A 26,116-nucleotide genomic window follows, 5' to 3' on the forward strand; every position below is an offset into this window, starting at 1 on the left:
CCTTCCCGTCGCCGCCGGAGGGGTTCCGCGCACGCCGCGGCGCGGAGCGGGAAGCGGCACCGCGGGAGGAGAGGCGGGAGGCGGGGGCTGACGGGTGGTCTGGTGGCGGCGGCCGTGCTCGCGGCCGCCGGGTGTGCGGTGGTGGCCTGGACGTCGTCCGACGCGGGACGGTCCGCGGCGGGGACCGGTTCCGGCGTACGGGCCGGACTCGCCCCGCGGGCGGAGCGTTCCCCCGGGCCGTCGGCGCCGGACCCGGGCGCCACGGCGACGTCGAGCCCGCCGGCCGCGCCCCGGGCGTCCGCCTCCTCCTCCCCGCCCGGCATCCCGGACGAGGGCCCGGGAACGTTCGTCACCGCGACCGGCACGAGCGGGAAGACGGGCACGGGCTCCGTGCTGCGCTACCGGGTCGAGGTGGAGGACGGCATACCGGTCTCCCCCGCCGACGCCGCCCATGAGGTGGAGCGCATCCTGAGCGATCCGCGCGGCTGGACGGCGGACGGGCACTCGGCGTTCCAGCGGGTCTCCGGCGGCACCGCCGACTTCGCGGTCAAGATCGCCACCGCCGGCACCGTCGACGACATCTGCGGACGGTACGGTCTCGACACCGGCGGCGAGGTCAACTGCACGGTCTCCCACACCGTCATGGTCAACCTCAAACGCTGGGAGCTGGCGACCCCCGTCTACGCGGACGACGTCACCGCCTACCGGGCGCTCATCATCAACCACGAGGTGGGGCACTTCCTCGGCCACGGCCATGTCACCTGCCCGGGCCGGGGCAGGCCGGCCCCCGCGATGATGCAGCAGATCAAGGGCATGCACGGCTGTGTCCCCAACGTCTGGCCGTACGACGCCGAGGGACGTCCGATCACCGGCCCGTCCGTCCCGTGAGCACCCGGGTGCCGCGCCCCCGCCCGGTGCGGCCGAAGCGCCGCCCGAGGGGTTGCCCGTGAGCGCCGCCTGCGCGCCGGGACGCGGCGCGGCGGGCACCGCGGGCGCGCCGTCCGCTCCGGCCGGCGGCCGAAAGCGAGCAGCCGGTTTGACCATGCCGTAGCGGCATGGTTTTAAGTGGGCCTCGCCGACGCGTCCGCGTCGCGCGGAACCTTGGGTCTGGGGATGCCGTGGCGTGGAGCACCCGTCAACTCGCCGAGCTCGCCGGCACCACGCTGCGGGCGATACGGCACTACCACGAGGTCGGTCTGCTGGCCGAGCCCGAACGCCGGGCCAACGGCTACAAGAGCTACGGTGTGGCCCACCTCGTGCGGGTGGTGCGGATCAAACGCCTCACCGGGCTCGGGCTCTCCCTCGCCCAGATCGCCGAGTTGGGTGACACCGACGAGCATCCCGAGGAAGCGCTCCGGAATCTCGACACCGAACTGGCCGCGACCATCGAGCGGCTGCAACGGACCCGCGCGGAGATCGCCCTGATCCTGCACCGGGCCGCGCCGACCGACCTGCCGTCCCCTCTGGGCGAGGCCGTCGCCGGGGCGGACGTCCCGGAGAGCGAGCGGTCGCTGGCGGTCGTCATGGCCCAGGTGCTCGGCCGGCCGGCGCTCGACGCCTACGCGGACACGATACGGACGTACGAACCGGACCCCGCGCTCACCGAGTTCGAGCGGCTGCCCGCCGACGCCGACGAACAGACCTGCCAGGACCTCGCCGAACGCATGCGCCAGGCACCCGCCGTCAAGGAGATGCTCACCGCGTTCCCGAGCTTCCAGGACCTCAGCGCCGACGCACCGCAGGGCGAGGACTTCGCCCGGCGCGCACTCGCCCTCGCCGCCCTCGACCTCTACAACCCCGCTCAGATCGACACCCTGATCCGCATGAACTGCTAGGGCGTGTCGCGTCACCCTCACGACCCGTCCTTCTTCCGTCCGTTGATCCCGACGCCGTGGTGCGTCGTCCAAGAGGAAGTCAGATGCGCAAATCCTTCTCCCTTCTCCTCGCCGTGGCCGCGATGGCGCTCGCCGGAGTTCCGCAGGCGTCGGCGACGACGCCACCGACGACCGTGACCTGGGGGCCGTGCCCGGCGGACGTCACCCTGCCCGGCCTGGAGTGCTCGACGGTCGAGGTCCCGTTGGACTACCGGCATCCGGAAGGGAGGAAGATCGAGATAGCGATATCCCGCCTGGCGAGCAAGAAGCCGGAGCGGCGCCGCGGCGTGCTGCTGACCAATCCGGGCGGCCCCGGCGGCACCGGACTGGACTTCCCCGCCCTGCTGACGCTGGGCGACTCGCTGCCGCAGAGCGTGCGGGACACCTACGACGTGATCGGCTTCGACCCGCGCGGCGTCGGACACAGCGCACCGGTGACATGTGATCTGACGGAGGAACAGAAAGCGCGGGGCAACTTCCCGCCGCCCCCGAACACCCCGGCCGACCTCACCGAGCAGGCCGCGTACGCGAAGACCATCGCCGAGCAGTGCGCCACGTCGCGCACGGCCTGGCTGCGGCCCTACATCACCACCGCGAACACCGCACGCGACATGGACCGGATCCGCGCGGCGCTCGGCGAACCGAAGCTCTCCTACGACGGCGTGTCCTACGGCACCTACCTGGGCGCGGTGTACACGACGCTGTTCCCGCAGCACAGCGACCGGATCGTGCTCGACAGCAGCCTGGGCCCCGGCGGCTACGACGTCACCGCCATGCGGAGGTTCGCCCGCGGCATGCAGGACCGCTTCCCGGACTTCGCGGCGTACGCCGCCGCCCATCCGGAGTACGGCCTGGGCAGCACCCCAGGGCAGGTGACCGCGAAGTACTACGACCTCGCCGCGCGGCTGGACAGGAAACCGGTTCAGGGTTTCGACGGCACCGTGTTCCGCGGGGCCACGTTCAGCTTGCTCTACAGCGACGCGCAGTTGCCCTCTCTCGCGGCGACCTGGCAGGCGCTCGACGAGGACAAGCCGGTGCCCACGTCCCCCGGGCTTCCCCCCACGGACCTGGACAACGCCATGTCCAGCCGGTTCTACGTGATCTGCGGTGACTCGCGGTGGCCGCAGTCGGTGCGGACCTACCGGCGCGACGTCGCGGTCGACCGGCTCCGCTACCCGATGCTGGGGGCGATGACGGCGAACATCGGGCCGTGCGCGTTCTGGCCGACCGACCAGGTGGAGCCGCCGGTGCACATCGGCGACCGCGGCCCGTCGAACGTCCTCATGGTGCAGAACCTGCGCGACCCGGGCACGCCGCTGGCCGGCGCCCGCGAGCTGCGCCGGGCCCTCGGTGACCGGGCCCGGATGGTGACGGCCGACCAGGGCGGCCACGGTGTCTACCCGTTCGGCGAGAACGCGTGCGCGAAGAACGCGGTGACGACGTTCCTGACCACGGGGGAACGACCAGCGCGCGACCTCGCCTGCGCGGCGGAGTCCCACCGGAAGCGCTAGGCCGGTGCCCGGCCGGTCGGCAGGGCGACGGCCTCGCCCTGCCGACCGGCCGGCCTCGCTCCGGCGGCAGACGAGCAGCTCCGCCGGGAGGGGCCCGGCCTCGGCCGGTGTCCGCTCGTTCGCGCGAGGCGGGTGACATGCGTACGAGGCGGGTCACGTACGCACGAGGCAGGTCACGGCCACGCGAGGCGGGTCGGGTCGGGTCACCGTGGTCCGGGCGCCCGCGCATCCCGTCGGGCGGCCACCGCCTCACGCCACGGTGGCGTCCGCGGGTTCCGTGTCGCTCGCGGCCGCGCGGGCCTGGTGCCGGGGGCCCAGGGTGACGACGTAGAGGAACAGTGCGGCCATGACGGCGACCCCGGTCCACATCGCCGTCTGCCAGCCGTCGACGAAGGACTGCTGTGCGGCCCGGATCAGCGCCGGTGCGTGCGGGCCGGCGCCGTGGGCGGTTTCGAGGGCGTTGGCGATGCCTTCGCGGGCGGTGTCGGCGGTGCCCCGGGGAACGCCGTCGAGCCGGGAGTCGATGGCGCCGCGGTAGCCGGCCGACAGGAGCGCGCCGAGCAGGGCGACACCGAGCGCGGTGCCGAATTCGCGGGTGACGTCGTTGAGCGCGGAGGCGACGCCCTGGCGCTCGCGGGGAAGGGAGCCGGTGATGGCCTCGGTGGAGGGGGTCATCGACAGGCCCATGCCGATGCCCATGGCGAGCATGCCGGGCAGGACCGCGGGATAGCCGCCGTCGACGGAGACCAGGATCGCCATCAGGGCCAGGCCCGCACCGGCGAGGAGGATCCCGGTCGCCATGGTCGTGCGGGCCCCGACGCGCTCGGCCAGGCGCGGAGCGAGGCCGGAGGCCGCCATCATCAGTACGGCCATGGGCATGAGCGCCACCGTGGACAGCAGCCCCGACCAGCCGAGGACGGCCTGGAAGAAGGGGAAGAGGACGACGAAGATGCCCGCCTGCACACCGAAGACCGCCAGCAACACCACCGAGCCGCTCGCCAGTCCACGCTCACGGAACAGCCGTACCTCCAGCAGCGGAGCGCGGCGGCGCAGCTCCCAGGACACAAAGCCCACGGCACCCGCAGCTCCGACGAGGAGGCCCACCAGGGTGGCGGGCGCGGTCCAGCCGCGCTCCGGGCCCTCCTGGAGGAAGAAGATCAGCCCGACCACCGTGACGACGGAGGCCAGCGAACCGACGGTGTCGAAGGAGTGCGGCGCCCGCTCCAGCGAGTTCGGAACGGAGCGCAGCGTCATGACGAGGGCGACGACGACGAGCGCCACGGGGAGCACGAACAGGTAGCGCCAACTGGCCAGGTCGACCAGGGCGGCCGACAGGAACATGCCCAGGATGCCACCGCCACCGGCGACCCCGGTCCACACACCGATCGCCCGGCCGCGTTCCGCCGCCGGGAAGGTGGACGTGATGACGGCCAGCGTGACCGGCATGATCATCGCCGCGCCCACTCCGCTGAGGACGCGTGCGGCGAGCATGACCTCGGCCGACGGGGCAAGACCCGCCAGCGCGCTCGCGGCACCGAACACGGTCAGGCCCGCGAGGAGTACCGGCTTGCGGCCCCACCTGTCGCCGACCGCGCCCAGCGGCAACAGCAGTGCGGCCAGGCTGAGGGTGTAGATGTTGATGATCCACAAGATGGTGCTCTGGGAGGCGCCGAAGGCGACGGCGAGGTCCGGCTGGGCGACGTTCAGGCCGGAGACCGAGGCGATGACCGCCATCAGCGCGATACAGACCGCGACCAGGATCGAGCGGCGCCGGCGCGCGTCCGTGACCGTCGTGTCGGTGCCACCGCCCGGGTCGGCGACGTGCGCCCGCGCAGGCAGGTTCGTACTCATGATGTCCTCTGTTGTCCTCTCGGGAAGGCGGGGCGATCCCCGCCGGGGCAGGCGCCGCGGCGACGGCCGGCCGTCGTGGCCGGCACGACGGTGTCGTGGCCGTCGTGCGGGGTGGCCGCTCGGGCCTGAGCGGCGCCGGGCTGTGCGGCGGCGCGGGCCGCGTCGGTCCCATTCGGTCGTGCGAACGGGTCCCGATCACGGGGCCCGGTACGACGACGGTAGGCGCTGCTTGCGATGAGGGCATAGGTTGATGCCTATGACGCAAGAAGATGGTGAGCTGGACAGCCTCGTACGCAAACGGATCCGCGCCCTGCGGGTGGCACAGGGCTGGTCCCTGGAAGAACTGGCGAGCCGCGCGAAGCTCAGCCAGTCCTCGCTCAGCCGGATCGAGAACGGCCGGCGCCGGCTGGCCCTTGACCAGCTCGTCACCCTCGCCCGCGCCCTGGACACCTCGCTGGACCAGCTGGTCGAGACGGCCACCGACGACGTGGTCTCCCACCCGATGATCGACACGGCCCACGGGCTGATGCGCTGGCCGGTGCGATCGGATCCCGGGATGACCGTCGTGCGGCAGCGCATGACGAGCCCGCCACCGGACAGTCCGTCACGGCTGCGCGCCCATCCCGGCCGGGAATGGCTCGTGGTGCTCTCCGGCACCGCTCTCCTGCTGCTGGGCAACCGTCGCTTCCGGGTGGAGACCGACCAGGCCGCCGAGTTCCCCACCATGCTGCCGCACGCCATCGGCGCCGACGGCGGCCCGTGCGAGATCCTGGGCATCTTCGACCGCGACGCCCGCCGCGGGCACCGGGCCGACGAGGGCGCCGCCGCAAAGTAGCGCCCTCAGGCTGATCGGAGACCGCCCGCGCCGGTTGCGTGTCCAGCCGTGCACGCGGCCACCTTTTTGCCGTATACGCAAGACAGCGTGCACGGCGCGCATGGCCTTCCTACTGTGCATCCATGACGCACACCGAGCACGCCCAGGGCGTGCACCCTGCCCACCAGCCCGGTCCGGACCACGGGCCCGGGGACCACGGCGACGGCCAGGCGGAGTTGCTCGACCTGGACGCGGAGGTGCTGGCCGAGCACAACGCGTCCCTCGTCGCCGGGCTGCCCGTCGAGTCGCCCCCCGCGCGGCTGGTGGACCTCGGCTGCGGGACCGGCACGGGCACCTTCGCCCTGCTCGCACGCTTCCCCGAGGCCCATGTGACCGCCGTCGACTCCTCGGCCGGTCACCTGCACCGCCTGCGGGAGAAGGCATGCGCGACGGGTGTGGCCGATCGCGTGCGCACCGTCCAGGCCGATCTCGACGCGGACTGGCCGGACCTCGGCACGCCGGATCTGGTGTGGGCGTCGGCCTCCCTGCACCACATGGCCGACCCGGACCGCACCCTGCGGCAGATCCACGACCTGCTCCTGCCCGGCGGGCTGTGCGCGATCGTCGAACTGGCCGGGTTCCCCCGGTTCCTGCCCGGCGACGCTCCGGCGGACCGGCCCGGCCTGGAGGAGCGCTGCCACGCCGCGAGCGAGCGCCACCACGCCGAGCACGTGCCGCACCGCGGTGCCGACTGGGGCCCCCGGCTGACCGCCGCCGGCTTCTCACTGGAGGACGAACGCACGGTCGCCGTCAGCGTCGGCCAGGCCCGTTCCGCGGCGGTGGGCCGCTACGCCCTCAGGAGTCTTGGGCGCATGCGCGCCACCGTCGTCGACGCCCTCCCGGCCGAGGATCTGGCCGCGCTGGACCGGCTCCTCGACACCGACGGCCCCGGCAGCATCCTGCGCCGGGACGATCTGGCCGTACGCACCGAACGCACCGTGTGGGCCGCACGCCGGACCTGAACGGCGAGCCGGCCCGCCGGCCGCTCACAGCCCGGGTGCCTGGTGGCCGTTCAGGTACCACAGGGGGGCCGAGTACCAGATCAGGGCGATCACGGTGACGAGGACGCCGCCGGCCAGGGGTAGTGCCCAACCCGGCCAGCGGCGGTGGCGGACCACGACGACCTTGGCGACGAAGGCCCCGTACAGGAAGCAGCCGGTGAGCGAGTGCAGTGCCCGGCGGGCGTCGGTCAACTGGACGCCGTAGGCGGTGATGCAGTGCCGGGCGACAGGGAGGGAGACGAGGAAGGCGAGCAGGCCGATGACGCGGTGCGTGGTGTGGATCCGGTGCGGTGCGGCGCGCAGCGCGGGCAGGCGGCCGTAGATCCAGAGGGCGAGGATCACCTGGATCAGCGCCAGGCACAGGAGCGCGGAGCCGAGCTGGGCCTTCAGCCGCCTGGCGTCGTCGGCGTACTGCCCGAAGAGGCCGGTCTGGTAGTCGGGGGTGTGCACCCTGCCGAACCACACGAGGCCGGCCACCACCGCCACGGGCAGGAGCAGCCACAGGACGTCGTGGAGCCGTCGGTGGTGGGCGGGGTGTGTGAGGCCGTCCACGGGTTCAGCCGCCGCCGCGGGTGGTCGCGCGGGCCGCCGGTGCGGGCCGCGGGCTCCCGCCGGTCGTCGTCCTTCTGCCGCCGGAGGGGCTTACGTGCGCCGCGGCACGCGGAGCGTCGGCGGCGACCGGGGCGGTCACGGGGCGCGGTTCTCTCAACGGGTCCTCCAGCCGGTGCGGGCCGATCTGGCCAGTACGTCCGAAGAGTCCCTGCCGGGTCCAGGCGGCGCGCTGGCGGGCGGGCCATTCGGACGATCCGCGCCGTCGTGCGGATCGTCCGAACGGGGCGCCGAAGGGGCGCGGCGGCGAGCGGGTCAGCCGGCCGCGAGCAGGAGACGGGCGAGGTCGGCGGGCGCGGTGACCATGCAGTCGTGGCCGGTCGGCACCTCCCACACCTGTGCCGGGGTGCCGTTGGGCTGGCGGGCGGGGACGGCACGCCGGACGAAGTCCGCCGGTTTGTCGCCGGTGCAGTGGATGTGCGTCCGGGGGATCGCGTCCGTGGCCGGGTTGTGCAGTCGGACCGGCTGCTGGAAGCAGCGCACCGATTCGTCGGACAGCAGCGTGCGCACCCAGGCGATGTCCGCCGGGTCGGTGATCCCGAACAGTCCCGCCGGCGTGGGCCGTTCGGGCATGGGCGGGATACGCCAGGGAGTGTCGGAGCCCGCGGCCTGGTCGATCATGAACTGGGTCGCGGGCAGGACGTCGATCGTGCTCTCGCCGTCGACCGGGACCAGAGCGTCGACGTAGACCAGACGGGCGATCCGCTCCGGGACCCGGTCGGCCGCCGCCGAGACGACCAGGCCGGCGTAGCTGTGCCCGACGAGCACCACGTCGGTGAGGTCTTCTTCGGCGAGGAGGGCGACGACGTCGTCGACGTGTGTGTCGAGGCCCACTTCGGGACCGAGCAGATGTGCCTTCTCGCCGTGGCCGGTCAGCGACGGCGCGAACACCCGGTGTCCGGCCCGGCCCAGCAGCGGGACCACCCGGTCCCAGATCTGCCCGCTGTGCCAGGCACCGTGAACGAGTACGTAGGTCTTCGTGTGCGGCGAACTCATGGCGTGCTTCCTTCGCGTGGTGTCACAACAGGTGAGGGGGCAGGGCGGACCCGGCCCGCGCGTCCTGCCGTCCGCGGTCACGACCTGCGCGGACGCCCTGACCGCCCTGACCGCCCTGACCGCCCTGAACGCCCTGAACACAGACGCTACGGAACCGGCAGGTACCTTCTGGTAACGTTCGAATCCATGAGTTCAGCGGGAGACGTGTTCCTCGCCGACTGCCCCACTCGGCTGGCGGTCGAGATCATCACCGACAAATGGGCCGTCGTGGTCGTGTTCGCGCTCAGCCGCAAGCCGTGTCGGCACGGCGAACTCGTCGAACTCATCGGCGGCATCTCGCGCAAGGTCCTCACCCAGACCTTGCGCCGGCTCCAGGGGTACGGTCTCGTCGACCGCCACACGTATGCCGAGGCGCCCCCACGGGTCGAGTACAGCCTGACCGACCTCGGCCGGACGCTCGTCGAGCCCATCAACGTCCTCACGCACTGGGCGAGGTCGTACGGCGAAGCGGTCGTCGACTTCCAGGAAGCGGCGCAGGAGAACCGGTCCGCCGGCTGACCGCGTACCGGGAGACGGAGCCGGCCGGCGCCCCGAGCCTGGTTCGGGGCGCCGGCCGTCAGGTCTCCCCGACGCCGGTGCGGCGTCACCGGTAGGTCAGGGTGACCGGGGTACGCACGCTGTGGGCGGGGAGTTCGACCGTCAACGTGTGCTGCGCGCTGCTCCATGCGTAGGTGTGCGGGGACAGGGAGCCGCCGTCGGCCGAGACGGTGCGGGGGGCCTCGGTGACACCGCGGAACGTGACGGTCCACTCCCGCTCGGCCGCCTGTCCGCGGAAGGCTCCGGAAGCCGGGCCGATGCGTACGGTGTGCTCGCGGTCGGACTCGGTGTAGCGGATCGTGGTCCGCGCGCTCCGCGAGGGCATGGCCGTGGTGCCGTCGTCCTCGTACAGGCGGCAGGAACCGGACGCACCGGTGGCGATGGTCAGGGTGGCCCTGGTCAGGGATGACGTCGCGTCGGTGGCGTCGGTCCGGGTCGGGACGATCCCGCCCGCCCTGACGAACACCGGCATGGTGTCCAGGCCGGCCGTGACCCGCTGGGTCGTGCCGCCTTCGTAGACCTCGCCGGTGAAGTAGTCGGTCCACCGGCCCGGCGGGAACCACACCGTTGTGCTCGCCGTGCTGCCGGGGTCGGTCACCGGCGCGACGAGCATGTCCGGTCCGTAGAAGTACTCGGTGTCCGCCGCCGTGTAGGCCGAGGGTTCGTCCGGGTACTCCAGGTACGTCGGCCGCACGACCGGGACGCCCGTGGTGCTCGCCTCCTGCGCGAGCGTGTAGGTGTACGGGACGAGTTGCTCGCGCAGGCGCAGGAACTTGTCCGCCGAGGCCCGTGCCGCGGGGCCGTACTGCCAGGGCAGCCGGTCGCTGTGCGCGCCGTGCAGCCGGTCGATGGGCTGGAACGTGCCCAGCTGGACCCACCGGGCGTACATGTCGTCGGGCAGTTTCTTGGTGTGGTACGTCTTCCCGTCGACGGTGTAGGTCTCCGATCCCTCCAGCCCGGTGGTGTCGTTGTGGCCGCCGATGTCATGGCTGATCGCGGACATCCCGGTGGCCGCCGATTCGCCGGGTGTGTAGCCGACCTCGGCCTTGAGGGTGCCCCAGGTGGACGAGGTGTCACCGGTGAAGTGGACGGTCGTGCGCTTGTCCGCCCAGGGGCCGGTGGCCAGGCCCGTGGGGCCGCTGTACACGCCGGTCTGGAGTGATCCGTAGGCGCGGGAGAGGACGAATCCCCGGCCGACGGCCGCGTCGGCGGTCGTGGCGTACTGCTGGTTGATCCACGCGTCGGGGGTGACGCCGTGCAGCGAGGAGCGGGAGCCGTCGCAGCACCAGTCCAGCCACCAGAAGTCGTTGCCCTGCTGGTCGAAGGTGCGGTGCAGGTCCAGGTACGCCTTGAGCTGGTCCGGGTCGCCGAAGTCGAAGGTGTAGCAGGGTGTGCCGCCGGGTGCGGACCAGCAGCCGGCGTTCTTCAGCTTGTTGTTGGCCGTGGCCATGGCCGCGGGGAACTGCGGGTCGGTGCCGAGGATGCTGGGGTGGATGTTGAGGGTGGTGTGCAGGCCCTGTGCGGCGGCCCAGTCGAAGAAGCCCTCGGGATCGGGGTACTTGGTGCGGTCGAACTCCCAGCCGTTCCACGTGTGGGGGGACTTGTAATCGGTGTCGACGACCAGGACGTCCAGCGGGACGCCCTCGGCGCGGAAGGCGGGCAGGACGGTGTCACGGTAGTCGGCCGCGGTGCGGTCCATGTACTCCGAGTACCACACGCCGTAGGCCCAGCGGGGCAGCAGTTCGCTCGGCCCGGTCAGCGTGGCCAGATCGGACAGCGCCTGGTCGTAGTCGTGGCCGTAGCCGAAGACGTAGCCGTCCTGGTAGGGGCGGCCGTGGTGGTCGGGCCGGGGGCCGGGCGGCGTCCGGTGCGCCGCGTCGTACACCGCTGACGGGGTGTCGTCGAGCAGGTACCAGCCGTCCTGGTGGAGCAGCCCGGGGGTGGTCCGCACGCTGCCCCGGTCGCCGTCGACGCCGTCGAGGCCGCGGCGGTAGCCGCCGAGCGCCAGGTGGGCGGGCGGGGCGGGCTCCCCGGGCCGGGTCAGCGCGAGTGTGTCGACGTTGACGTGGCAGCTCGTCGCGTCCGGGCAGCGCAGGGTGAGGGTGTCGGCGCCCGCCTTGAGCCGGACGGGAACGGACACGGTGCTCCAGGTGTCCCAGCCGTCGGTCGCGGGCAGCGACACCTCCTGCTCCGCGCCGCCCGCCGCGACGGTCGCCGTCCGCGTCTCGTGCCGGCCGTCGCCGCCGAGGCCGTTGGCGTAGCGCAGGTGCAGGGTGTACGCGCCGTCGGCGGGGATCCCGGTCACCGGCGCGGACAGGGCCGAGCCCTGGCCGAGTTCGGCGACGAAGCCCCGGCCGGCGAAGTTCTCGTGGTCGGCCGCCACGACCGCCGAGCCCGTGGTGCGGCCCGCCTCGGCCTCGCAGCCGGTGCCGAAGCGGCAGTCCACGGCCGCCTTGGCGGAGGGTGGTGGATATCCGGCGTCCGCGCCCAGCAGCGCGAGGCTGTCGAGGTTGACCTGGCCGGAGTCGGTGGGCGCCCGTTTCAGGACGACCGAGTGCCGGCCCGCGGCGAGTTGCACCGGAAGCGATGCCACGTTCCAGGTGTCCCAGTTCGCGGTGGTCGGCAGCCTGAGCGTCCGGTCCGTCCCGTCGACCGAGAGGGTCAGCGTCCGTGTCTCGTACTTCCCGTCCCCGCCGCCCGCGTTGGCGTAGCGGGTGGCGAGTGTGTAGGAGCCGGCCGTGCTGACGTCCACGTCCGTGGTCAGCGTGTCGCCCTGGTTGTCGAAACCGGCGACGAAGCCCGTGCCGGTGAAGCCCTTGTGGTCGGTGGCGGTCGTGATGCCGTCGTACGACAGGTCCTCCGCCTCGCAGAGCGCGCCGGTGGTGCAGACGACGCGCCGCCAGGGGGTCGCGGTCACCCGGTGGTCTCCCGCGGTGACCGCGACGGTGAGGTTGTCGGTGCTGAACGGGCCCGATCCCACCTTGTACCGCAGGGTCAGGGCGCTCGTCCTGAGCGTGAGCCAGCCGTCGGACGTGGTCGACGTGAAGGGTGTCGGTGCGAAGTCGTCACGGCCTACGGCGTTGAAGGTGGGCGCGTCGAGGAAGCCGCCGTCGTCCGCGTACTCGGTGCGGACGAGGGTGGGTGAGAGGACCTCGAACCGGGCCGCTCCGGACCGTACCGTCGAAACGCTCGGGCCGCCCTGCGGTCCGGCGGCGGCCTGGCCGGACCAGACGACCGCGGTGGCCAGCAGGCCGGTGCCCGCCGCCATGGTGGTCCACCGGCGCAGCGGCCCGCGGTTCACAGGAGTCTCCAGAGGTGGTCGTCGGTGCCGTTGTCGTCGAACTGCACGACCTGGGCGCTGTTGGCCGTCGACATGCCGTCCACGCCCAGGACCTTGCCGCTGTGCCTGTTGCGGACGCGGAACCAGCCGTCGCCGTTGTCGACGAGCTTCCACAGGTGGTCGTCGGTGCCGTTGTCGTCGAACTGGACGACGATCGCGCTGTCGGCGGTGGACATGCCGTCGACGCCGAGCACCTTGCCGCTGTGCCCGTTGCGGATCGCGTACCAGCCGTCGCCCCGGTCCAGGAGCTGCCAGGCGTGGTCTCCGGTCGGTGTGTTGTCGAACTGGACCACCCGCGCGCTGTCGGCCGTCGACATGCCGTCCACGGCGAGGACCTTGCCGCTGTGCTTGTTCTGCACGCGCCGGAAGGCCGGCTCCGGTGTCCAGGGGTGGCCGTCGGGCGAGGTGGTCGGAATGGCGGTGATGCGCAGTCTGGCGGCGCCCATCGGGACGAGGGTGACGGTCTCCGTGGCCGCGGCACTGCGGGCGGGACTCTGCTGGAGCGGGGTGACGACGTGCTCGTCGTCACCGATCCACTCGGGGATGCGGCGGGCCTTCGCGGTCATGCGCACCGGGGTGCCCTTGTGGGTGAAGGGGTTGGCCGGGAGCGGTCCTCCCTCGCGGGTGAACTCGGGCGTGGTGCCGGCGACGAGACCGTAGTTCCAGGGGGTGGTGGCGTGGACCTCGTACTCGGGGAAGGCGTCGGTGCCGGCGTAGCGGACGTACTCCTCGCCGATCCGGACGGAGTAGGTGAGCGGGCCGTGGTCGACGCCGACCGCGCCGTGCTGGGCCTGCCAGGTGCGCAGGGTGGTGCGCTGGGGCAGGCGCACGACCACGACGTCACCGGCCGACCAGGTGCGTTCGATCCGTACGAACGCGGGTCCCGGCCGTGCGGTCACCGCACGGCCGTTGACCGTGACGCGCGGGTTCGCGCACCAGCCGGGGACGCGCAGCTGGAGCGGGAAGGAGACCTTCCGTGACGGTGACACCGTCAGCTTGACCGTCTCGTCGAACGGGTAGTCGGTGTCCTCGGTGACGGTGACCGGCACGCCGTCCGCCACGGTGGTCGTGACCTGGCAGGCGGCGTACATGGCGGCGGCCAGGCCGCCGTCCGGGGTGCCGAGCCACAGCTCCTCGTTGAAGTACGGCCAGCCCATGCCGTAGTTGTGCGGGCAGCAGCGGTACTGGTCGACGCCGGGCTGGAAGGACTGCATGGCGAAGCCGTTCTGGAACTGGCCCTCGGACTTCACCCTGTTGTCGAGGTCGATGCTGTTGGCGCTGGTGATGTAGTGGATGGCCCGGCCCTGCGGATCGAGGGCGGCGGGCAGCATGTTGAAGGCCAGGTCCTCGCAGCGGTCCGCCCACACCGGGTCGCCGGTGAGGCGGGTGAGGAGTTCGTGGCTGGCCATGAACTCGACGATGCCGCAGGTCTCGAAGCCCTGCCGGGGGTCGCCGAAGCCGGGCCGGTAGTTCTCGTCGCCCGCGAAGCCGCCGCCGGGGAACTGGCCGTAGCTGCCGAGCACCGAGTCGTAGGTGCGGTACGCGGCCCGGGTCAGCTCGGCCGAACCGGCGCGCCGGGCGTACTGGGCGGGCTCGCGGAAGCCCTGGGCGATGTTGACGTTGTGCGCCGTCGGAATGTTGTCGGTCCAGTCGGCGCCGTGGGTGTGCATCTTGTCGGCCAGGTCGAGCAGGAAGGCGTCGCCGGTGCGGTCGTACAGCCACAGGGCGATGTCCAGGCCGTCGCCCCACCGGTAGGAGATCCAGCTGTGTTTGAACGCGTCCTCGCCCTGGGCGTTCATGAAGGCCATGAAGCGGGTGAGGAACGGGATCACCCGCTGGTCGCCGGAGTACTCCTGCCAGGTGCGCAGCGCCATCAGCAGGGGCAGGAAGGGCCAGAAGTCGGGGCCGCCGACCAGGGCGGTGCGCAGCTTGCGCGGGCCGAAGAAGCCGTCGCTCTGCTGGGTGGCGAGGACGGCGTCGAGCCAGCGGCGGACGGTGTCCAGCGCGGCCGGGTCACGGGTGGCGACGGCGAGCGGCACATAGCCGCGCAGCCAGTACGGCACTTCCTCCCAGCCGTCGTTGTCCGGGTGCACCCAGCCGGTGGCGTCGAAGTCCAGGAAGTGCGAGCGGCCTTCGTAGCGGCCGCACAACCCGTCGAGCTGGAGCCTCAGTTGCCCGGCCAGCCAGCCACGTGCGGTGATGCTGCCGGGCGCGAGCCGGGTGAAGGCGACCGGGGCGAGCGCCGTGCCCCGGTCCTGGGCCACGGCGGCGGGTCCGAGCCGCCCGGCCAGTGCGGTGGCGCTGAGCGCGAGTGCGGTACTGGTCAGGAAGTGCCGTCTGGTCGGGGCACGGTGTCTGCGAGGAGAAGAGGGATGCACGGCGGCTCCAGAGACGAAGAGGGGGCGGGTCCACCTGAGCCTTGAGAACCTTGTACAACGTTGAAAACAGCGGCAGTTGGCATGACAGCACGCCCCCGGTGGCTTGTCCAGGTGTCTCGCACGAGGTGTCGGAGGCGTGCGGATGCGGGCGGCGCCCATGAGGTCCGCCGGGCGGCGAAAGGGCCGGGAGGCCGGCGAGCGGGTCAGGAGGCCGGGTGACCCGCCCGGTCACTCACGGTCCGGGAGCGGTGGGGACGGCTGGTGGCGCAGCGCGTCCAGCACGGCGTGCACCGCGGCGCGGGGCGGTGCGCCGCGGCGGGTCGCCACCGTGATCGTGCGGGTCACGGGTGCGGCGAGTTCCCTCGTGGTGACCCGGTACCGGCGGTCGACCGCGAGGCCCGGCAGCAGCGTGATCGACAGCCCGGCCTCGACGTGTTGCAGCGTCATCAGGTAGTTGCTGAACCGGCACACCACGCGCGGCTCGAACCCTGCCTGCCGGCACAGCCGCAGCGCGAGACCGGCCATGTACGACTGGGGCATGTCGAACGCCCACGGCTCGTCCGCGCAGGCGGCGAGGTCCACGGGGCCGCGTCCGGCCGCGGGATGCCCGTGCGGCACCACCAGCAGGACCGGGTCCGTGGCCAGCTGCACGAGGTCGAGGTCGGGCCCGAGCGGCAGCTCGTCGAAGTCCGTGGTCGTGATGACGACGTCCGCTTCGCCGCTGCGCAGCGCGAGCAGACTCTCGTGCGGTTCCAGTTCGAGCAGTTCGACGTCGAGGTGCGGATGCCGTTGCGCCAGCCGGGAGACTGCCGGGACGGCCAGGGTGTGGATCGCGCTCTGGAACGCGCCGAGCCGCACCAGCCCGGACGGCTCCTCGCCGAATCCGCGCAGCTCCGCCTCGACGCTGTCCATGTGGTCGAGGATCGCCCGCGCCCGCCGCGCGAGGATCAGTCCGGCCGAGGTGAGCCGGACCCGGCGGCCGGTGCGCTCCAGCAGCTGGGTGCGGGTCTCGGCCTCCAGCACGGCGAGTTGCTGGGACACGCTCGACGGGCTCAGGCTGGCGGCCTGGGCGACCGCCCGGACGGTGCCCAGCGCGTCCAGCTGGCTCAGCAGTCGCAGCCTCCAGGGATTCATCACCCTCACATTGTTGTGCGGTTCCACCGAACAGGAAAGCCGGAAATGTGAGATGGACGTGTTGCTCGAACGCGTCGTACCGTCGCGGCATGGCTGCTCCGAAGGACCTGACCGCCGCAACCGCCGACCTGTCGTTCGCCGAGAGTTTCTGGGCCGACACCGACCGGCACCTCATCCGCTACGGCGGCGATTTCAGCCCCGAGATCATCGACCGTGCCGCCGGAAGCTTCGTGTACACCGCGGGCGGCCGGAAGATCCTCGACTTCACCTCGGGCCAGATGAGCGCGATCCTCGGGCACTCGCACCCGGCGATCGTCGAGACCGTCCAGCGGCAGGTCGCGACCCTCGACCACCTCTACAGCGGCATGCTCAGCCGTCCGGTGGTGGACCTGGCCCGCCGCCTGGCCGACACCCTGCCGGAGCCACTGGAGAAGGTGCTGCTCCTGACCACCGGAGCGGAGTCGAACGAGGCCGCCATCCGGATGGCCAAGCTCGTCACCGGCAGGCACGAGATCGTCTCGTTCGCCCGGTCCTGGCACGGCATGACGCAGGCGGCGGCGTCCGCCACGTACAGCGCCGGCCGCAAGGGCTACGGCCCGGGTGCCCCTGGCAACTTCGCCATCCCGGTGCCGAACACCTACCGGCCCGATTTCACCACGGCCGACGGCTCGCTGGACTGGCGCCGCCAGCTGGACTTCGCCTTCGACCTGATCGACGCCCAGTCGACCGGCAGCCTGGCCGCGTGCATCGTCGAACCGATCCTGAGTTCCGGCGGCGTCATCGAGCCGCCGGCCGGGTACTTCGCCGCCTTGCAGGTCAAGTGCCGGGAGCGCGGCATGCTGCTGATCCTCGACGAGGCCCAGACCGGTCTGTGCCGCACCGGGACCTGGTACGCGTTCGAGCGCGACGGTGTCGTCCCCGACATCCTCACCCTGTCCAAGACGCTCGGCGCCGGCCTGCCCCTCGCGGCCGTGGTCACCAGCCCGGAGATCGAGCACGAGGCGCACGAGCGCGGCTTCCTGTTCTTCACCACGCACGTCGCCGACCCGCTGGTGGCCGCGGTCGGCAACACCGTCCTGGACGTCCTGACCGCCGGCCGGCTCGACGAGCGTGCCCGGTCGCTCGGCGGGTTCCTCCGCGACGGGCTGTGGGACATCGCCCGGCGCCACGCGGTGGTCGGCGACATCCGCGGCCGGGGCCTGCTGGCCGGGCTCGAACTCGCCGTCGACCGCGAGAGCGGGCGGAGCACGGACGAGCTGGGAGCCCGGGTCACCCGGCGCTGCCTCGAACTGGGCCTGCACATGAACATCGTCCAGCTCCCCGGCATGGGCGGGGTCTTCCGGATCGCACCGCCGCTGACCGCCACCGAGGAGGAGATCTCGCTCGGGCTGGCGATCCTGGACGAGGCGATCGGCGACGCCTGCGCCGCCCTCTGATCACCCCGCCCGCGCTGCCGCGGGCGAGCGGGAACGCGCCGGCCCCTCCCACGACGGCAGCCGCGGGAGGGGCCGGTACCGGCTTTCCGACGCGTTCGTCAGCCCTGGCGGGCCTTGAGACGCGGGTTCTTCTTGTTGACGACGTAGGTCACACCCCGTCGCCGTACCACCTGCGAGCCCGGCTGGGACTTCAGGGACCGCAGGGACTTCCTGACCTTCATGACCGTGTCCTCCTTCTGTTCCGCCCGGCCTTCCGTTCCGTCCGGCCGCCGCTCAGCGGGCTTCGCGGAACGGGACGTGCTCCCCCGCCACCGGGTCGTACTTGCGCAGGACCACCCGGTCGGGGTCGTTGAGACGGTTCTTGCGGGTCACGTAGGTGACGCCGGTGCCCGCCGTCGACTTCAGCGTCACGACGGGACGCACCGTGCTGCGCGCCATGCGGCCTCCTTTCCACGGGCGGCGGCGACGTTGTTCCGTCCATGCCAGCCGCCTTGCCACGTCCGCCACAACAACGTCACCCGCGGTCCCATTCCCGGGCGGGCCCGGCCCAGGACCCGTCCGTCCGGCGACGGTAAAGCGCAGGCATGGTCTAGTCCAAAGAGCTGCTTTGGTCTAGTCCAGACCATTGACGTGAACTCAACACCTCACTGAGGCTGGGGCGACTCCCCCACCCCCTTTGGAGGCAGCAGTGAGACGTCTTCACGCATGTCTGGGAGCGGCTGCCGCCGTCGCGCTCGCGACGGCGGGCTCGACCGCGCTCGTCGCCGGTGACGCCGCGGGCGCGACAGCCGCGCTGAGCGACCGCTGGTACGCCGCCGCCCCCTATCTGATGCCGCTGGACAACGACCCGCCGGACGCGACGGCCATCATGGACGCCACCGGCCTGAAGACCTTCCAGCTCGCGTTCGTCCTCGCCCCCAACGGCGGCGGCTGCTCGCCCACGTGGGGCGGCACGGCCCCGGTGTCCTCGGACACCGCGGTGCAGTCGGTGATCGACAGGATCCGGGCCAAGGGCGGCGACGTCTCCGTCTCCATCGGCGGCTACGGAGGCACCAAGCTCGGCCAGACCTGCTCCGACCCGGCCTCCACCGCCGCGGCCTACCAGCAGGTCATCACCAAGTACAACCTGCGCGCCGTCGACTTCGACCTGGAGGAGCCCGAGTACGAGAACACCGCCGCGATCAAGAACGAGATCGGCGCGGCGAAGATCCTCCAGCAGAACAACCCCGGCCTCTACGTCTCCGTCACCACGGCGGGCACGGCCGACGGCACCGGCTGGTTCGGCAAGCAGATGCTGCTGGAGGCCAAGTCGCAGGGGTTCACGCCGAACAACTTCTCCATCATGCCCTTCGACGGCGGGTTCAACGGCGCCGCGAGCCAGACCGGCGCGCTCACCGACTTCAACACGATCCTTCAGTCCACCTTCGGCTGGGACCAGGCGACCGCCTACGCCCACGAGGGCTTCTCCGGGATGAACGGCCGCAGCGACACCGGCGAGTACTTCGCCCAGTCCGACTTCCAGACCGTGCTGGACTACGCCACCAGCCACCACATGGACCGCTTCACCTTCTGGTCGCTCAACCGCGACCGCCCGTGCACGCCGGTCGACAACGGCGGCCGCACGTCCGGGACCTGCTCCAGCGTGGCGCAGAACGCCTGGGACTTCGCGAAGTACTCGGTGCAGTTCGCCGGAGTCACGCCGCCCTCCACCACGCCCACCCCGACCCCGACCCCCACGCCGCCGGGCACCTCGTGCAAGCCGGCCTGGAACTCGGCCACCGCCTACGTGGGCGGCGACGAGGTCTCGTACGACAAGCACGACTGGAAGGCCAAGTGGTGGACCCAGAACGAGGTGCCCGGCGCCTCGGAGTGGGGACCCTGGCAGGACGAGGGCGCCTGCTGACGGCAGCCCGCCGGCAGGCCGTACACCGGACCCGCCCCCACTCGCGGGCCCGGTGTACGGCCTGCCGCTCCGCGGCCTCCGTACACGCCGTGTGCCGGCGAGTACGGGGCGGTGCTGGTACGGCGGATGTCCGGCGGCCAGCGGCAGAGCATCGCCATCGCCCGGGCGGCCAACTGGGGCCGCACTCTGGTGATCATGGACGAACCGACCGCGGCACTGGGCGTGCGGGAGCCGGCCGCCGTGGAGGAGCTGATCCGCCGGCTCCGCGAGGCGGCCGTGACCGTGCTGCTGATCAGCCATGACATGGCGCAGGTGCTGCGGGTGGCGGACACCGCGTACGTGCTGCGGCGAGGGCGTACCGCCGCCCGGCGGAGCGTCGGCGACACCACCGGCGACGAACTGGCCGGGCTGATCACCGGCGCTGTCGAAGGGTCCGTACATGCCTGACCCGGCTCCACCGGCCGAGGCGATGACCGGCCGGGCCGGCCCGCGGGCGACCCGGTGGCCGGCGCCGTCCCGTCCCCGGGCGGACCGTCCTCACCCGGGGCGGCGGCCGTGACACACCGTCATCCGCAGTGGCAGGAAGGAGTGGTACCCGTGCTACGCGGCGGCATCATCCATCAGGAACTGGCCGGCCTGATCGCCGGTCTGCGGCACACCGACACCTTCGTGATCAGTGACGCCGGGCTGCCCCTGGCGCCCGGCACTCCCCTCGTGGATCTCGGCTACCGGTACGGCCGGCCCTCGTTCCTGGACGTCGCCGAGACGGTGCTGGGACAGATCGTGGTCGAGCACAGCTGGGTGACCGACCAGGTCCGGGTAGCCAATCCCGCCGTCCACGCCGCGCTGCGCTCCCTCGGGCTCGAACCCGAACCCGTCACCCACGACGCGTTCAAGGAACGGGTCAGGAACGTCAAGTTCGCGGTGCGCACCGGCGAGGACAGCTTTTTCGCCAACGTGCTCTGCCGCGCGGGCGTCGCGTTCACCCCCGACCGGTGACGGAAGCCCCATGCGTTGCCTCCCTGCTCCGGCGGCACGGCCGAAGACGGTCTGTCCGGCGAAGCGGCGCCCCGGCACAATGGGCGACGGCTCGTGCCCCTGCCTGACCGGATTCTCCCGAGGGGGACTTGGGTGATGAGAGCACGCCGTGGCGCCCTGGGGCGTTTCCTGCTCAGTCTGTTCGTCGTGGGCGGCTTCGCGGTGTCCGGTACCGGCGCCGCCGCACTCCCCCCACGCCGGTGCGCACGTCGCCGGGGCCGCGGCCGTCGAGTCCCTGGGGATCGCCGGGACGGCGTGGATCGTGGACGAGAGCACCGGCACGACGCACGTCCTCGCCGATTCCGGTGTCACGGACGCGGATCTGGCCAGGCTGCGCGGCCTCGGCGGCGCGGTCGGCGTCGAACGGACCGGCGGCCGGCTCCGTCCCCTCCTCGCGGGCGGCGACGGCGTCTACTCCTCCGCTCGCCGGTGCACCGCGGGGGTCAATGTGCAGGCCGGCTCCGCGTACTACTTCGTCACCGCGGGCCACTGCACCGACGGCCTGCCCACGTGGTACACCACATCGGCCCTGACCACGGTGATCGGGCCCACCACGGCCAGCAGCTTCCCCGGTGACGACTTCGGTGTGGTCCGCTACGCCGACACCTCCGTGCCGCACCCCGGCACCATCGGCACGGTCGACGTCACCGGCACCGCGACCGCCTACGTCGGCCAGAGCGTCTGCCGGCGGGGCGCGGTGACCGGCGTCAGCTGCGGCCGGGTCACCGGGCTGAACGCCACCATCAACTACGGGAACGGCGAGATCGTCTACGGGCTGATCCAGACCGACATCTGCTCCGAACCCGGTGACAGCGGCGCGCCCCTCTACGCGGGCGACAAGGTCATCGGCATCCTCTCCGGCGGCTCCGGCAGCTGCGCCGCCGGTGGCGTCAGTTACTACCAGCCCATCCAGGAAGCGCTCGACGCCCATGGCCTGAGCGTGTACTGACCGGAGCGGTGGCCGGCCCCCCGGACCAGTCCCCGCCGGTGTGCCTGTGCGCCCGCCGTCGTACCTGTGCCGTCCGCCCCGGGCAGGTGGCGCCCCGGTCGTCCTCAGTCGGTGTAGACCTCCGCCCGGTCCACGCTCACGAAGGACGCGCCGGACGACGCGTTGTGTTCCCCGGTCACCCGGATGCGCAGGGTGTGCCGGCCGGCGGGCAGACGCGGGCTGAGGTACTGGAGTGTCTCGCCCGTCCGGGGCGACCCGTAGAAGTCGACGCGCTGTTCGGTGCCCCCGTCGACGCTGATCGCCGCGATGCCGTTGCCGGTGTCCCGCACGGACAGCAGCGCGATCCGGGTGCCAGTGAAGGTGAAGGTCGCGGTGTTGCCCGCCCGGTCGCTCCAGTGGTCGTCGCTCCAGAAGCACTGCGCGGCACAGCCCGTACCCGAGTTCCAGACACCTTGGTAGGCGATCTGGCCGGCGCCGCTGGAGCGGCCGTCGTCGTTGATCCAGTAATTGCCGTTGCCCGGGTCTCCGGACGGCAGGTCCTGCGTCGCGCCCAGGGCGACCGGGCTGCCGAGGTCCGGGCTGCCGTCCGCGTGCCAGCCGATCCGCTGGGCACGGGTCGTGCGGTTGCTGTAGGTGTAGCTGCCGGTGGTCTTGGCGTGGTACACGATCCAGTCCTGCGTGCCGTCGGGCGACCGGAAGAAGGCGTGATGGCCGGGGCCGTAGACCCCCTTGGCGTCGTCGCGGGAGAAGACCGGGCCGGGGTGCTGCTGCCAGTTGCCGGGCGTCAGGGGGTCGGCGCCGGCCGGCAGGGACAGCATCCACAGCTGGTAGTCGGGCTTGCCGGTGTCGCACGCCGAGTACGTCAGCCACGTACGGCCGTTGCGGTTGAGGAACTCGGGACCCTCGCGGACCTCCGGGCAGCCGCCGTCGGCGTTCAGGGCCACCGCGTCTCCGGAGACCGTGTAGGGGTTGGACATCGGGGCGATGTTCAGCCCGTTGTGCTGGTAGGGGTTGATCCCCGCATACGCCAGGTAGAGCTTCCCGTTGTGCTGGAAGACGCCGGGGTCGATGGCATAGTCGTTCGCGTGGTTGGGCGGCGTCAGCTTCGCCTTGAAGTGGTAGGGGCCGGCCGGATCGGCGCCCGCCGACTCCAGGACGTACAGCCGGTGGTGGTCGTCCACACCGTCGTCGGCCGTGTAGTACAGGTACCAGCGGTCCCCGAAACGGTAGAACTCGGGCGCCCAGATGTGCTGGTTGCGCGAGGGGTCGGTGTCGGTCCACACGGTCACCGGGTCCGCGTCGAGCAGGGTGCCGAGCGACGGCGAACTCCACATCTTGATGCTGCCGCCCTGCGTGGTGGTGAGGTGGTAGGCCCCGTTCGCGTACGCCATGAAGGGGTCGGGTCCCGTGTTCAGCGGATTCCGGAACGTGCCGGTGGCCTTGGCGGCCGGCTCCGGCGCGTGGGCCTGCGGCACCGGCTCGTGCGCCTGGGCCGGTGCGACACCGACCAAGCCGATCAGCAGGGCGAACAGGACGGTCAGCAAGGTACTTCTGGACTGACGTTGCATCAGCGGCTCCCCACCTCTGCGCAAGTGCCCGGAGTATCGGCCGTTTCAGCTGGCGTGCATCTATGGCATCACCGCAATTACATCGATGTAAACGGACCCGACCGATGTATCCGCGACCGCGCGGCTCGGGAACGCTCCGTCGCCGGACACGGTGGACCGCCACGCGGCGACCGGAAGCCGGGCGACGGAACGGCACCGGCGAGCGGCACCGGCGCCTATTCCGGATCGGCGTCCTCGTCGAAGTCGCCCAGGTGCACGGGCCTCCGGCCGAGACCCGCCGTGGTGAGCACGTCGGGCAGCAAAGACGCCATCCTCTTGGGCCGGACGCTCTCCGCGGTGCCGGACAACTCCGCCGTCGACCACCAGTGGTGTCCGTAAGGGGCCTCCTCCGTCCGGATGTTCATCCCGTGCACCTCGCCCGGGGTGACCCGGGCGAGACGGTACTCCTCGTACTGGTCGAAGACCTGACCGTCGACGGTGAAGATCGCCTGCCGGGTCCAGACGACGGGACCCAACCGCCCGACGTCGAGAGAGAGTGCCGTCTCCTCCCGGACCTCACGCACGGCGGCCTGGGGGTAGTCCTCGCCCGCCTCGACGCCACCGCCCACGGTGAACCACCACCTCGCCCCCGGCCTGCGCGGATCGCGGCCGCACAGCAGAAGCAGGCGATCGTCGTCGTCAACCAGCAGAACCCGGGAAGTGCGCCGCTCCGTCAGAGTCATGAGCTGGGATGCTATCCGCGGATTTCCCGTCCGCCCCCGTGGCGGCCCGCGGACCGCCCCCGCTCCCGCAGCCCCGCTCCTGCTCCCCTTCCTGCCCCTGCTCCCTGTCCTGTCCCAGCGTCTGTTCCCGTTCCCGTTCGGCGAGGTCGACGCTGTGTTCCAGTGCTTCGCGCAGCGTCTGCCCGGTGAGCGCGACATGGCGCCGGGCCACGGTGGCCGCCCGGTCGGGGTCGCCCTCGACGATCGCGTCCACCAGTTCCCGGTGATCGCGCAGCGCGCGCCGCGTCTGACTGCACCGGTAGGGCTCTGTCGGGAATCCGGCGTCGATGTCATGGAGCAGTTGGCGGCTGTAGACGGCCAGTGGCTCGTTCTTCGCCGCCCTGGTGATCGCGTGGTGCAGCGCGGCGTCGGCGCGCCGGACCTGCGTCGGCTCGGCCGCGGCGGCGTACGCCTCCAGCGCGGCCGTGATGGCCTCGATGTCCGTCGGGTCGCGGCGTTCGGCGGCGGTCCGTGCGATCAGCGACTCGATCAGCCCGCGGGTGTCGAACAACACCGCCGTCCGTTCCCAGCGCGGCAGCAGCGGACGGCCGGTCGCCGACGCGGACTCCGCCGGCCGGGCGGCCCGGACGTAGTGGCCGCCCAGGCGGCCACGGACCACCTCCAGGCAGCCGGTCTCCCGCAGGCGCGCGATGGCGGCGCGCACCGTGGGGCGGCTGACCTTGAGCGTCAGAGCCAGTTCGCGCTCGGTGGGCAGCCGTTCGCCCACACTGAACTCGCCCAGGGCTATCGCGGTGAGCAGCCGGTCGGCGACCTCGTCGACGGCGCTGGCCACCCGCACCGGGCCCAGGCCGCCCGACGCGCCGCCCCGGCCCGTGGGCCGCTCCTCGTGATGCATGTGCCCCCTACCGTCACAGGCGTTCACCCCGAGCCTGCCAGAGCGGAGACAATCACACAGATTTTAAGGTCTTGTCTTGTTACCTTTACCCGGTCGAGATCGCTGCCGCCGGATCGCCTCCAGGAGGTGGCCCGTGGTGACCAGTGCCGCGGGGGTGGCCACCGGGAAGCCGCCGATCGGCTGACTGGGGCGGCAACGGCCCCGTCTCGACCTGTCCCCGCTCCCCGGACCCGGCATCGCCGGACTCGCCGGCGATGCCGGAGGCAATCCCGTGAACGCCGAGAAAGGATCCCGATGACACTGAAGCTCCGCTTCGGCGGCCGGCCGGTCGCCGTGGCGACCGCGACCGCGGCCCTGGCCACCGTGTTCGCGCTGCCGGCCGCCGCCGCCCCGGCCGGGACCGGCACACCGCCCACCGCGTACGTCGACGTGTCCGTCGCGACCGTGTGGACCAGCCCCGGCAGCCCGCGCCCGGTGGACGCGCCCGCGCTGACCGATCCCGTGGACGTGCCGAAGTGGCTGGCCGGCCTGACACTGGCCGACAAGAAGGGGCTGAGCGGCGACAACCTCACCCAGACCCAGGTGCTCTACGGACATCCCGTGTACGTACTGGCCGAACGGGGCGCGTGGGCCGAGATCGCGGTGCCCGGCCAGTCCTCCCCGAAGAACCCGCTCGGCTACCCGGGTTGGGTGCCCAAGACGCAGCTGACCAGCAACCCGGACTTCGCCGCCACGGCCGCGAAACGGCCGTTCGCGCTGGTCCACGACACCACGACGGCCTGGCTGTACGACGACCGCGCACTGCACTCGAAGTCGTTGCGGCTCAGCAACAACACCCGCCTGCCCGAACTCGACCGTGCCGGTGACGCGGTGCTGGTGGACACGCCGGCCCACGGTGCGAAGTGGGTCTCCGCGAAGGACGTCGACATCTACGACGGCGAGAAGGACGTCCCGTACCCGACGGGCGCCGGCCTGGTGAACTACGCCAAGAAGTTCCTCGACGTGCCCTACCTGTGGGGTGGCCGGTCCGGCTTCGGCGTGGACTGCTCCGGCTTCACCTCCACGGTGTACGAGGCGAACGGCGTCGACATCCCGCGGGACGCCGACGCCCAGGCCCTCCACGGGGGCGGGCGGAAGGTCGGCAAAGCCGACCTGCGGCCGGGCGATCTGCTGTTCTACGCCCATGACAACGGCACCGGATCGATCTACCACGTGGCGATGTACATCGGGAACCAGCAGATGATCGAGGCGTACGACTCGGCCACCCCGGTCCGGATCACCACGGTCCGGTTCGGCTCCGACTACTGGGGTGCCGAACGGTTCCTCACGGCTCACTGATCCGTGGCCCGTCGCTCCCCCGCGTGCTCACGGCGGCAACGCCGTGGGCACACGCCTGACGCCCGCCCCCTCCGGTCGCCGGTCCGGTCCAAGCGCCGGGCA

Annotated in this window: 23 protein-coding genes; 12 read left to right on the forward strand and 11 right to left on the reverse strand. The window is 72.0% G+C overall.

Going from position 1 to position 26,116, the window contains the following annotated elements:
* Positions 1–102: 102 nt before the first annotated feature.
* The 3 genes from ACFY2B_RS20030 (at position 103) to ACFY2B_RS20040 (ending at position 3,385) form a co-directional block, all read left to right on the forward strand.
* A complete protein-coding gene (locus tag ACFY2B_RS20030; RefSeq protein ID WP_390764431.1) occupies positions 103–888 on the forward strand; it encodes a DUF3152 domain-containing protein in 786 nt (261 codons plus the stop codon).
* Between the two features lie 230 nt (positions 889–1,118).
* A complete protein-coding gene (locus tag ACFY2B_RS20035) occupies positions 1,119–1,835 on the forward strand; it encodes a MerR family transcriptional regulator (protein ID WP_390764432.1) in 717 nt (238 codons plus the stop codon).
* A gap of 83 nt (positions 1,836–1,918) precedes the next feature.
* Positions 1,919–3,385 (forward strand): alpha/beta hydrolase, encoded by a 1,467-nt coding sequence (locus tag ACFY2B_RS20040; protein WP_390764433.1) that lies wholly within the window; start codon positions 1,919–1,921, stop codon positions 3,383–3,385.
* A 249-nt stretch (positions 3,386–3,634) separates the two neighbouring features.
* Here the strand turns inward: ACFY2B_RS20040 and ACFY2B_RS20045 are convergent, their stop codons facing one another.
* On the reverse strand, positions 3,635–5,236 hold the full coding sequence (locus ACFY2B_RS20045) for an MFS transporter (RefSeq protein ID WP_390764434.1): 1,602 nt from the start codon (positions 5,234–5,236) through the stop codon (positions 3,635–3,637).
* Between the two features lie 256 nt (positions 5,237–5,492).
* Between ACFY2B_RS20045 and ACFY2B_RS20050 the strand changes: the two genes are divergently transcribed.
* Both ACFY2B_RS20050 and ACFY2B_RS20055 read left to right on the forward strand, forming a co-directional pair.
* Positions 5,493–6,071 carry a helix-turn-helix domain-containing protein gene (locus ACFY2B_RS20050; RefSeq protein ID WP_390764435.1) on the forward strand — a complete coding sequence of 193 codons (579 nt, stop codon included), beginning with the start codon at positions 5,493–5,495 and terminating at the stop codon, positions 6,069–6,071.
* Positions 6,072–6,193: 122 nt separating this feature from the next.
* The gene (locus ACFY2B_RS20055; RefSeq protein ID WP_390764436.1) at positions 6,194–7,072 is read left to right on the forward strand and encodes a class I SAM-dependent methyltransferase; all 879 of its coding nucleotides are present in this window, start codon (positions 6,194–6,196) and stop codon (positions 7,070–7,072) included.
* 24 nt (positions 7,073–7,096) lie between these two features.
* Here ACFY2B_RS20055 and ACFY2B_RS20060 read toward each other — a convergent pair whose 3' ends face one another.
* Complete coding sequence (locus tag ACFY2B_RS20060) at positions 7,097–7,663, reverse strand: DUF6529 family protein (protein ID WP_390764437.1); 567 nt, start codon at positions 7,661–7,663, stop codon at positions 7,097–7,099.
* Between the two features lie 312 nt (positions 7,664–7,975).
* Entirely contained in the window at positions 7,976–8,716 is a 741-nt protein-coding gene (locus ACFY2B_RS20065; protein WP_390764438.1) for an alpha/beta hydrolase, read from the reverse strand.
* Between the two features lie 186 nt (positions 8,717–8,902).
* Here ACFY2B_RS20065 and ACFY2B_RS20070 point away from each other — a divergent pair, with 186 nt between their 5' ends.
* Positions 8,903–9,274 carry a winged helix-turn-helix transcriptional regulator gene (locus ACFY2B_RS20070; RefSeq protein WP_390764439.1) on the forward strand — a complete coding sequence of 124 codons (372 nt, stop codon included), beginning with the start codon at positions 8,903–8,905 and terminating at the stop codon, positions 9,272–9,274.
* 85 nt (positions 9,275–9,359) lie between these two features.
* On the opposite strand, the gene ACFY2B_RS20075 is transcribed toward ACFY2B_RS20070, so the two are convergent.
* From ACFY2B_RS20075 to ACFY2B_RS20085, 3 genes are all read right to left on the reverse strand, one after another.
* Positions 9,360–12,581, reverse strand: a complete 3,222-nt coding sequence (locus ACFY2B_RS20075; RefSeq protein ID WP_390764591.1) for a TIM-barrel domain-containing protein — start codon at positions 12,579–12,581, stop codon at positions 9,360–9,362.
* Between the two features lie 29 nt (positions 12,582–12,610).
* Complete coding sequence (locus ACFY2B_RS20080; RefSeq protein WP_390764440.1) at positions 12,611–15,031, reverse strand: beta-L-arabinofuranosidase domain-containing protein; 2,421 nt, start codon at positions 15,029–15,031, stop codon at positions 12,611–12,613.
* A 228-nt stretch (positions 15,032–15,259) separates the two neighbouring features.
* Positions 15,260–16,165 (reverse strand): LysR substrate-binding domain-containing protein, encoded by a 906-nt coding sequence (locus tag ACFY2B_RS20085; RefSeq protein WP_390764441.1) that lies wholly within the window; start codon positions 16,163–16,165, stop codon positions 15,260–15,262.
* 89 nt (positions 16,166–16,254) lie between these two features.
* Here ACFY2B_RS20085 and ACFY2B_RS20090 point away from each other — a divergent pair, with 89 nt between their 5' ends.
* Positions 16,255–17,601, forward strand: a complete 1,347-nt coding sequence (locus tag ACFY2B_RS20090) for an aspartate aminotransferase family protein (protein ID WP_390764442.1) — start codon at positions 16,255–16,257, stop codon at positions 17,599–17,601.
* 98 nt (positions 17,602–17,699) lie between these two features.
* Here ACFY2B_RS20090 and ykgO read toward each other — a convergent pair whose 3' ends face one another.
* Positions 17,700–17,822, reverse strand: a complete 123-nt coding sequence (gene ykgO, locus ACFY2B_RS20095; RefSeq protein ID WP_376537589.1) for a type B 50S ribosomal protein L36 — start codon at positions 17,820–17,822, stop codon at positions 17,700–17,702.
* A 52-nt stretch (positions 17,823–17,874) separates the two neighbouring features.
* Entirely contained in the window at positions 17,875–18,039 is a 165-nt protein-coding gene (rpmG, locus tag ACFY2B_RS20100) for a 50S ribosomal protein L33 (RefSeq protein WP_390764443.1), read from the reverse strand.
* A 250-nt stretch (positions 18,040–18,289) separates the two neighbouring features.
* Between rpmG and ACFY2B_RS20105 the strand changes: the two genes are divergently transcribed.
* The 4 genes from ACFY2B_RS20105 (at position 18,290) to ACFY2B_RS20120 (ending at position 21,491) form a co-directional block, all read left to right on the forward strand.
* Positions 18,290–19,504: a chitinase gene (locus tag ACFY2B_RS20105; RefSeq protein WP_390764444.1), complete on the forward strand. Its 1,215-nt coding sequence runs from the start codon at positions 18,290–18,292 to the stop codon at positions 19,502–19,504.
* 126 nt (positions 19,505–19,630) lie between these two features.
* Positions 19,631–19,951: an ATP-binding cassette domain-containing protein gene (locus ACFY2B_RS20110; protein ID WP_390764445.1), complete on the forward strand. Its 321-nt coding sequence runs from the start codon at positions 19,631–19,633 to the stop codon at positions 19,949–19,951.
* A 150-nt stretch (positions 19,952–20,101) separates the two neighbouring features.
* On the forward strand, positions 20,102–20,503 hold the full coding sequence (gene rbsD, locus ACFY2B_RS20115; RefSeq protein ID WP_390764446.1) for a D-ribose pyranase: 402 nt from the start codon (positions 20,102–20,104) through the stop codon (positions 20,501–20,503).
* 301 nt (positions 20,504–20,804) lie between these two features.
* Positions 20,805–21,491 carry a S1 family peptidase gene (locus ACFY2B_RS20120; RefSeq protein WP_390764447.1) on the forward strand — a complete coding sequence of 229 codons (687 nt, stop codon included), beginning with the start codon at positions 20,805–20,807 and terminating at the stop codon, positions 21,489–21,491.
* A gap of 104 nt (positions 21,492–21,595) precedes the next feature.
* On the opposite strand, the gene ACFY2B_RS20125 is transcribed toward ACFY2B_RS20120, so the two are convergent.
* The 3 genes from ACFY2B_RS20125 to ACFY2B_RS20135 form a co-directional block, all read right to left on the reverse strand.
* Positions 21,596–23,059: a family 43 glycosylhydrolase gene (locus ACFY2B_RS20125; protein WP_390764448.1), complete on the reverse strand. Its 1,464-nt coding sequence runs from the start codon at positions 23,057–23,059 to the stop codon at positions 21,596–21,598.
* Between the two features lie 215 nt (positions 23,060–23,274).
* Entirely contained in the window at positions 23,275–23,781 is a 507-nt protein-coding gene (locus tag ACFY2B_RS20130) for an NUDIX hydrolase (RefSeq protein WP_390764449.1), read from the reverse strand.
* Positions 23,738–24,676 (reverse strand): FadR/GntR family transcriptional regulator, encoded by a 939-nt coding sequence (locus tag ACFY2B_RS20135; protein WP_390764450.1) that lies wholly within the window; start codon positions 24,674–24,676, stop codon positions 23,738–23,740. The genes ACFY2B_RS20130 and ACFY2B_RS20135 overlap by 44 nt, the downstream gene beginning before the upstream one ends.
* A gap of 294 nt (positions 24,677–24,970) precedes the next feature.
* On the opposite strand from ACFY2B_RS20135, the gene ACFY2B_RS20140 reads away from it, so the two are divergent.
* On the forward strand, positions 24,971–26,014 hold the full coding sequence (locus ACFY2B_RS20140; protein WP_390764451.1) for an NlpC/P60 family protein: 1,044 nt from the start codon (positions 24,971–24,973) through the stop codon (positions 26,012–26,014).
* Positions 26,015–26,116: the final 102 nt, after the last annotated feature.

This window comes from Streptomyces sp. NPDC001270 (genome assembly GCF_042896695.1).
GTDB lineage: Bacteria > Actinomycetota > Actinomycetes > Streptomycetales > Streptomycetaceae > Streptomyces.